Source organism: Variovorax ginsengisoli (assembly GCF_030811835.1).
In the GTDB taxonomy this organism is placed as follows: domain Bacteria; phylum Pseudomonadota; class Gammaproteobacteria; order Burkholderiales; family Burkholderiaceae_C; genus Variovorax; species Variovorax ginsengisoli_C.
On the sequence record NZ_JAUSRO010000018.1, the window covers coordinates 137,099 to 145,328 of the forward strand.

The window sequence follows — 8,230 nt, forward strand, 5'->3', positions numbered from 1 at the left end:
ACAAATTGATTCTCAACGACCGGTTGGTTACGCGATTGTTATCGTCAAAGCTGAGACTTGTCTCGAAAAGCGCCGCTGGCACCGTAGACTCTGGCCGATATTGGATATATGTATGAGGTTTACGGAGGGTGCCCATGACGGATTGGGAACGGGGTGGCGGCGCGTCGAACGGCACTAAACGACAGCGCTCGATCGACGATGTTTCTTCGCATTCGCCGCGGTCCCGATTACGCCTGATACGCCTTTGTATGCGGGCCAGCGCAAAAGCAGCAATCGGTGGTGTGGCTGTGGGGTTCTTCGTTCTGGTCGGCTATGCGCTCGATTGGTCGCCCGCGTGGCGACCTGTCGTGGGTGGACCTGCAACGCATCCGATGACAGCGGCCGCACTCCTTGTCATTGGACTCACGGTACTGGGTGTGCGTCCGTGGCGCCGCAGTTATCTTGGCATCGGCTTCACAGCTGTTGTGGGCGCTCTGTTTATCGTTGAACTTGTCGGCTTGCTGCTTGGACAAGGCGACATATATCGCACGCTGATGCCATTCCAGCATGTGATGGCGGAGGAAGCGGGCGCCGGACGGGCGATAGAAATGAGCGTGAATGCCGCCGCTACCCTGGTGCTGCTCAGTGCCTCGCTCGTCTGTCTGTACGCGCGCCGGACGGCAGGCTCGCAGGTGTTCGCTGGGTTGGCGATGTTCCTTCCTGTTGCAGCGCTGATCGGCTATCTCTATGGCATTCCCGAATTCTACGGCGCGATGGCGCCATGGACCGTGGCGGGCGCGCTGCTGTTGGCCGTTGCGACGCTGTTGCGCGCGGCGCACCGCGCGCCTGTTCGCAGCCTGTTGAATATCGGAGCGACCAGCCGGCTGCCGCGGTTCCTGGTCGTCGCGCTGATCTGCCACAGCGTTTTGTTGGGACTGCTGGCAGTATGGCCGGTAATTGACCCGAGTCTGAAGGCGCTGCCGGCCATGATCGTGTTCACGCTCACGACGATCGTCGCCATCATGGCGGCCGCAGCCAGCCACGCGGAGGGCAAGACCCGTCGTCGACAAACGCAGGGCGCCCTGCGTAAGCAGACAATCGTGTCCGATCTGGACGGTGCGGCAGAGCGCGGTGAGATGTTCCTGCTCTACCAGCCGCAGATCGACTTGGCGACGCAGCACATGGTGGGCGTGGAGGTGCTGCTGCGCTGGCGCCATCCCCGGCGTGGACTCGTCTCCCCTGATGAGTTCATCCCCGAGGCCGAAGCCACCGGACTGATCGTGCCGCTGGGTGCCTGGGTGCTGGAGGGGGCTTGCGAGCAAGCCGTACAGTGGCGCAACGGACTGTTGGCAGACGCGACGATCTCGGTAAACGCATCGGTCGTGCAGATCAACGAAGCCGGCTTTGCCGACAAGGTGCTACGCGTATTGCGTGCGAAGGGGTTGCCGCCGCACCGGCTGGTCCTCGAAGTGACCGAAAGCATCATGGCGCAACGCGACGGCCGTGGTATCCAAGCACTGCGCGACCTCCATGATGCCAAGGTGCGCATCGCCATCGACGATTTTGGAACGGGCTACTCGAGCCTGTCTTATTTACGGCTGTTGCCCAGCGATTGCCTCAAAATCGACCGCTCCTTCGTACAGGGGCTTCCCGGCGACATGGGCGCCGCGGCCATCGCTCGCGCCATCGTCGCCCTGGGCCGCAGTCTCGACATGCGCATCGTCGCCGAGGGCATCGAAACGAAGGCGCAGGCCGAATTCCTGCAGGACATCTGGTGCGACGAAGGGCAAGGCTATCTCTATGCCCCCCCGTTGACGTCAGACGCGTTGGTCGCCTGGCTGGAGACGCGCCCCCATAGCGAAAGAGAAACCGAGGTATTTGGAGTAGTCCTATGACAGAGCGTACGTCCACGCCCCGGATGGAAAAAATCAGGACCGGTATTCCCGGCTTCGACAGGATGACCTTTGGCGGTTTGCCGCAGGGTCGGGTGTCTGCCGTTATCGGCGCCGCAGGTGCCGGCAAGACCGTTTTCGCCATGCAAACCCTGGTGAATATTGTGCGCACGACGGGCGGCGTTGGTGTTTTCGTGTCCTTCGAGCAGACGATCCAGGGCGTTATCAGCGACTTGTCGTCGTTCGACTGGGATGCGATGCAGTTGGTCGACGGCGGACGCCTGCTGGTTGTTGATGGACGGCCACAGGCTGATGTCCTGCACAGCGGGGCATTTGATCTGATTGGATTGCTGGCCATGGTCGAAGGCGCTGCCTCCCCGGGGGCACCGGTGTGCGTGGTGTTCGATGGCATCGACGCGCTGCTGAGCCTATTGGGCTCGCCCACGGCCCAGCGCGCCGAGCTGCTGCGGTTGCAGGAACATGTCTCCAAGCTCAATGCGACCATGCTCCTGACCGTCAAGGCAATGACTGCGATGGGCCAGGGTTTCGAGGAGATCGCGCTTTACATGGCCGATTGCGTTGTCGAGTTGACCCGCGACGCACAAGGCGACATGTCCAGCCGGAGCATGCGTATCCAGAAGTACCGCAGCTCCAGCCATGCGCAAAGCAAGGTGCCGTTCGTCATGACCGCTCAGGGCATTGAGGTCGAATCCATGGACGTTGAGGCATGGACCAGCCCGGTATCGACCGAGCGTCTGTCGGTGGGTATCGAACAGCTGGACGCGATGCTCAGGGGTGGCATCTTCCGTGGCAGCAGTACGCTGCTGTCCGGTGCGCCCGGCACCGCCAAGACGACCCTCGGAACCCGTTTCATCGATGCGGCCTGCCGGCGCGCGGAGCGCGCCTTGTGCATCTGTTTCGACGAGAGCCCCCAGGAGATCGTGCGCAACGTCGCGTCGGTAGGGACGCTGCTGGCGCCGCACATCGCGTCAGGACTGTTGCAGATGCATGGCCCGGCAGACCACGCGGTCGGAGCGGACGAACTGGTCCACGAGATCATGGTCCACATCCGCCGCCATCAGCCGCGCCATCTGATGGTCGACCCTGTGTCGGTCTTCACGAATTCGACAAATTCCCGCAGTGCGGTCCAGCGTCTCGTGAAGTTTTGCAAACGCGAGGGCATCACGGTCGTGATGACAAGTTTGCTGGAGCGCAGCGCCGGCGAGACGGAGTCATCGCGTTCCTACGTATCCTCCTTGTGCGACAACTGGATCCATCTCTCCTATCTGGTACAAGGTGGGGAGCGCAACCGGGCACTGACTGTGGTCAAGTCGCGCGGCACCGCGCATTCCAACCAGGTCGGTGAGTTGCTGCTGGGCGACGATGGCGTCACGTTGGCGGATGTCTATGTGGAAGACGGTGCCGTACTGATGGGGTCGTTGCGGTGGCAGAAGGAGCGAGCCAACCAGCAGGCGTTGCAGGAAACCCGGAATGCGGCCGACGACGCGTATCGCGAAGCGGAGCATTCCGTTGAAGATCTTTCCCGACGCCTTGCCTATCTCCAGGGCGAATTGCTCGGAAAGCAGCAGGAGTTGGTCCGATTGCGTAGCCGGGCGGCGAGCGCGGAGGCGCAGGAAACGAGTCGGCGCGAGCAGATGACTGAGCTTCGGCGTCCTGCGAGTCTGCCGCCACTCGATACCTTCGGAGTGATGTGATGAACCAGGTGCAGCAGACAGGCGCGATGGAAGGTCGTCAGCTCGAGCTTTATGTTGCCGGTGACACGCTGCCTTCCAAGCAAGCGCGGGGCAACTTGGAAGAGATTGTTCGGCATCTCGAGGGGCCGACGACCGTGACGGTAATTGACGTTCAGAAGGACGCCAAGGCCGCATTCGCAAGGCGTATCTTCACAACGCCGTCGCTGGTCTGTATTCACGATACACAGAAGATTCTCATCATCGGCAACCTTGCCGATCGCGAAAGGGTGATTCAGCGGCTGTCAAGGTTTTAAAGTTTATAGGCGGAGGATCTTTTTTCTTCTGCTGAAGCGGGCGGGTAATCGTCTGCATCGAGCCCTAATTTAATTAGGATCGATTTTTGACCAATGACTCTATATCAAAATGAAGATTGATTTATCTGAATTCCTTTAACTTGTAATTCCAAGTGTTGTCGCGTCAAGAAATAATGATCTCAGGTACTGGGTGCGGGATGCGCGTCATCGCTGATATCTCCTCAGCAAACCTCGCGCGGTGTAACTCATGTCAGCGTCATTCAGCACTTGGCGAGGTTGTCTTGGCCACCCCACTGTGGAAATAGTTCGAATCTCTACCTACGGTCGAGGTCGCTTGATCGTACTGGGAACTATCGCGGTCAATTTCACGCTCCTCGCGATCATGGGGCTGTTGATATTGAATGCCAAGGCGGATGCAGGGCGGTTGGCCAGACAAAACGCGGACAGCCTTCGTGAAGCAATCGTCTTCAGCATGGAAAGTTCTCTTCAACTCGGAGCCTTTGCTGTGAATGGGCTTGCCAGCGATCTGGCGCTCTCGGATGTTCGGAAACTACCACTGCCAGTTCGACAACAGATGATGGCGAACGCTGTGGAGGAAATGGCCGACGTTGGGTCGCTGATGCTCATCGATTCGGAGGGAAACGTGGTGGCGAGCGCGCGTGGCGCAGTCCCGCCCCATACCAATCTTGCAGATCGCGAATATTTCCGCGTCCACCTAGAACACGCCGACACGGGCTTACACCTGAGCGCACCATTCACGAGCAGGTTGGGTGACCAAGCCCTCTCCATCGCGCTCAGTCGGCGGATGTCCCATCCGGATGGAAGCCTCTCTTACGTCATCGTGCTGTCCTTCGATCTGACCCGCTTTTCGCGGATTCTCGCGGGTATGAAGAATTTCGACGAAGCATTTACGGTGATACGCAGCGATGGCATCTTGCTATTGAGGGAACCGGCCGGCCCAGGTTTTCAGGTTGGACAGGACGTCTCCCAGCGCGCGAACTTCGTGAATGTCAAGCGCCTTGGTGAAGGCTCTTTTGAGGCGATGAGCGAAGACGCTGCTCACCCGATCTTCATCACCTTCGGCCGGGTTTCCCATTTCCCGGTAATCGTCAGCGTCAGCCGCTCCCTTTTTTCGATTTACGACAGTTGGAGGACGTGGGCGTGGATGGTCGGCTCACTCGCGGTGCTCATGAGTGTGCTAATGACAGCTCTCGTGATTACGCTTAAAAACGAATTGAGGCGTCGTATGCGGGCGGAAAAGATGCTGGAGGCTCAGCTTGTTACAGATTCACTGACTGGTTTGGCAAATCGCCGTCAATTCGACGAAATGATCCATCGTGAATGGCGGCGGGCCGCGCGTACACGAGAGCGCCTGTCGCTGCTGATCGTTGATGTCGATCTCTTTAAATCAGTTAATGATACATATGGGCATCTCTGGGGTGACGAGGTGCTTCGCGCTGTCGCACACGCTATTGGAGAAAGCATCCGCAGACCTGGTGACGTTGCGGCCAGATATGGCGGCGAAGAATTTGCAGTTATATTGCCGGGGATCGATATTGCCGGCGCGATGACCGTCGCGGAACGCATCCGGGTGCAAATCGATGGCCTGCGCGTCAAGGGGCCGACGGGGAACGCAATCCAAGTCACCGTCAGCATCGGCGTCAGCGAAGTGCGAGAAAGTGGGCACCCCAATGCAATTGAATTGATCGACGCTGCTGACAAAGCGCTGTATGCAGCCAAAGAAGCGGGGAGAAACTGTGTCGTGCAATTTCAAGATAAGCGATCACACGATGCTAGCTGTAGTTTCTCAGGATGTTGTTCACCCGAGGTGAAGGAGGATGGAGTGTCCGCGCCGAAGTAGAGGCTCAGTTTCCGGTCGACGCCAACATACACATGGCAGTGCTTTTCGGGCCTGTGTCACCGTGAAATCGTCACCTGACAGCAAAATGTAGTATACATAATAGACAACCTAAACGACAATCTATAAGTGCGGTATCTCAAGGGGAGACGCCGACGAACTGACTGGAGAAATCATTTATGGCCGCGTCTCTTAACGAGGTCCGTCTGATCGGAAACTTGGGCGCAGACGTCGAACTGCACACCGTGGGGGAAGGTGAGAAGGCCATCAGCGTCACGACCGTGAGCATTGCGACCAGGTACTACCGCGGCGAAGCTGAGCACACCGAATGGCATCGGGTGGTGCTCTGGAAACACTTGGCAGAACGCGCACAAAAGTATTTGCGCAAGGGCTCGTATGTTTACATCGCCGGGAGGCTTGCCACCCGGCGATGGAAGGACGATGCAGGCGTCGAGCACGTCACGATTGAGGTGGTTGCGGAGGCGTTGCAGTTGTTGGGTGGTCGTCGCCAGGGTGATGGCCCCAAGGATGACCCCGCCTCGGCACCGACGGAAAACGCTTCGGCAGGCGTTGCAGGAGATGACAACCCTTTCTGAGCAGCGCAGCGGGCACTGATGACTGGTACGAACAGGAGCGTGCGTCCATGGATGCCGCTGTGTCGAAGACCATCGGCCTTCTCAATGGCATTCAGTGGCTGCTGCGCGATGGCCGCGCCAACCCAACACAGCTCGGGTGTACCGATGGGGACCTTGTCGGCATGCTCGATCTTGTGAAAGAGCAACTCGCTGAAGTGTTCCCCAGCGCGCAATTAAGCCCATGACCAAGCCCATCACGGCTGCGGAGTTCGCTGCAGCAGCAACTATCTCGCGCATATCGCCCGAGCGTGTCGCGGTTGCCCGTGCAATTCTCATCGAGGGCAAAACGTACGTTGAAGCGGTAGCACCCTACGGGTGGAGCCGGCAGACCGCGCAAGGCCCTGTGCGGTCAATCCGTGAGCACCTTGCGCGCTACAAAGCCGCCCGCGAAGCGGAAGCAGCAGATGCACCTTAGACCAATCCATAGGGGATTTACGTTGGAACCCATCCACCGCAGGGAGTTTGCGCAGCCTGATCGCGCCGCAGTCCAAGATGAAGTGATCCGCGCCGTCGAGGCCGACCCGGAACCCTTCATTGCTGCGTACAAAGCTGACCCAGACTACTTCGATGGCCGATACATCTGTGCCGACAACTTCAAGGACAGGTTTTCGCAGTTTGCGGCTTCGCCGGATGCCCGCAACCGCTACAACACGCCCGTGCACAACGCGGCGGCCGTTCTCTCGTCCGAGCTTTTCCGGCGCGTGGTCAACGACACCAGCGAGCCATTGCGCGATAGCGCGATCTTCGTCACCGGCGTTCCCGGCGCGGGGAAGACGACGGCGGTACTCGGCGCCGGCGTACCATCGACCGCTCGCGTGGTTTTTGAAGGGCAGCTCAATCGTCCGGCGCCGTCCATGGAGAAAATCCAGATGGCACTTGATGCAGGCCTGCGCCCAGAGATCTATGCGGTGCACGTCCTGCCCGAGGTCGCATTGCGTCGCACTTTTAAACGCCTCGAGGACTACGGGCGTGGTGCGAGCATCGCCGTGATGGCTGATATTCAAGCAGGCCTGCCGCAAGGCCTCCAACAGAGGCACGACCGTTTCGGCGAAAGCGTCGGCCTGGTCATCCTTGACAACCGCTTTGACGGGCAGCATAAGGAACTGCGCGGCTGGCAACATCTCAAACAGCTCACCCAGGAAGGCAATCATGCTCGCATCTCAGAACGACTCCGCAATGAACTCGAACGCCACAAAGCCGGAGGCCGCATCTCCGACGCTTGCTACCGCCAAGCCAATGGAGACCCCCCTTTCCCCGAGCCTGCAGACCTGGACAAAGAAGGTTCTCGACGTGACCAATCGGGCGTCGACGGACGAGAGCTACCGAAAAGAGCTGGCCAAACGAATCAAGTAGGCGCGTAGCGGCCGGCGCGCGCAGTGGCGTTCGAACGCTTGACGCGAGCTGAGGGTCTGGCGCAGCACCCTGAGTTGAAGGGGGCATACCGTGAATTGGCCTCCAAGCGTGCCGCTGGAGCGCAGCAGTTCCCTCATGATGAGAAGGCCCAGAGCGTTCACTTGAAGACGGCTCGCAGCGATATTCAGCGTCGGCTCGATGCGGGGCGTATTCCGCCGCTGCCAGCTGTTTCCGCTCCCACTCTAGTGCCTGATCGCGACCGCTGACTCCTGCCAGGCTGTGGCTTGGCCGGCGGAAACATCAGCTTCGCGCTGGTTTTTTTATGCGCGCACGGTCCAGGCTGTAATTATGAACAGTACGGCTTTCGCAGATTTTGGCGGGGTTATGCATGCGTTCTCTAGAATCCCCGCATGTCCTATCTCGTGCTCGCCCGCAAATACCGGCCCCGTAATTTCGAAGAAATGGTCGGGCAGGAGCATGTGGTCCAGGCGTTGTCGAACGCGCT

7 protein-coding genes are annotated in these 8,230 nt (G+C 59.4%); all 7 read left to right on the forward strand.

Going from position 1 to position 8,230, the window contains the following annotated elements:
- Positions 1 to 134: 134 nt before the first annotated feature.
- The 7 genes from J2W36_RS23605 to J2W36_RS23635 all read left to right on the forward strand — a co-directional run bounded on the left by J2W36_RS23605 (position 135) and on the right by J2W36_RS23635 (position 7,733).
- Positions 135 to 1,874: a putative bifunctional diguanylate cyclase/phosphodiesterase gene (locus tag J2W36_RS23605; RefSeq protein WP_307692218.1), complete on the forward strand. Its 1,740-nt coding sequence runs from the start codon at positions 135 to 137 to the stop codon at positions 1,872 to 1,874.
- Complete coding sequence (gene kaiC / locus J2W36_RS23610; protein WP_307692219.1) at positions 1,871 to 3,586, forward strand: circadian clock protein KaiC; 1,716 nt, start codon at positions 1,871 to 1,873, stop codon at positions 3,584 to 3,586. The genes J2W36_RS23605 and kaiC overlap by 4 nt, the downstream gene beginning before the upstream one ends.
- Positions 3,586 to 3,879: a circadian clock KaiB family protein gene (locus J2W36_RS23615; RefSeq protein ID WP_307692220.1), complete on the forward strand. Its 294-nt coding sequence runs from the start codon at positions 3,586 to 3,588 to the stop codon at positions 3,877 to 3,879. The genes kaiC and J2W36_RS23615 overlap by 1 nt, the downstream gene beginning before the upstream one ends.
- A gap of 334 nt (positions 3,880 to 4,213) precedes the next feature.
- Positions 4,214 to 5,740: a sensor domain-containing diguanylate cyclase gene (locus J2W36_RS23620; protein ID WP_307692221.1), complete on the forward strand. Its 1,527-nt coding sequence runs from the start codon at positions 4,214 to 4,216 to the stop codon at positions 5,738 to 5,740.
- A gap of 176 nt (positions 5,741 to 5,916) precedes the next feature.
- The gene (locus tag J2W36_RS23625) at positions 5,917 to 6,333 is read left to right on the forward strand and encodes a single-stranded DNA-binding protein (RefSeq protein ID WP_307692222.1); all 417 of its coding nucleotides are present in this window, start codon (positions 5,917 to 5,919) and stop codon (positions 6,331 to 6,333) included.
- Between the two features lie 47 nt (positions 6,334 to 6,380).
- Positions 6,381 to 6,557, forward strand: coding sequence for a hypothetical protein (locus J2W36_RS23630; protein ID WP_307692223.1), 177 nt, complete (start codon positions 6,381 to 6,383; stop codon positions 6,555 to 6,557).
- A 252-nt stretch (positions 6,558 to 6,809) separates the two neighbouring features.
- Positions 6,810 to 7,733 carry a hypothetical protein gene (locus J2W36_RS23635; RefSeq protein ID WP_307692224.1) on the forward strand — a complete coding sequence of 308 codons (924 nt, stop codon included), beginning with the start codon at positions 6,810 to 6,812 and terminating at the stop codon, positions 7,731 to 7,733.
- Positions 7,734 to 8,230 lie beyond the last annotated feature (497 nt).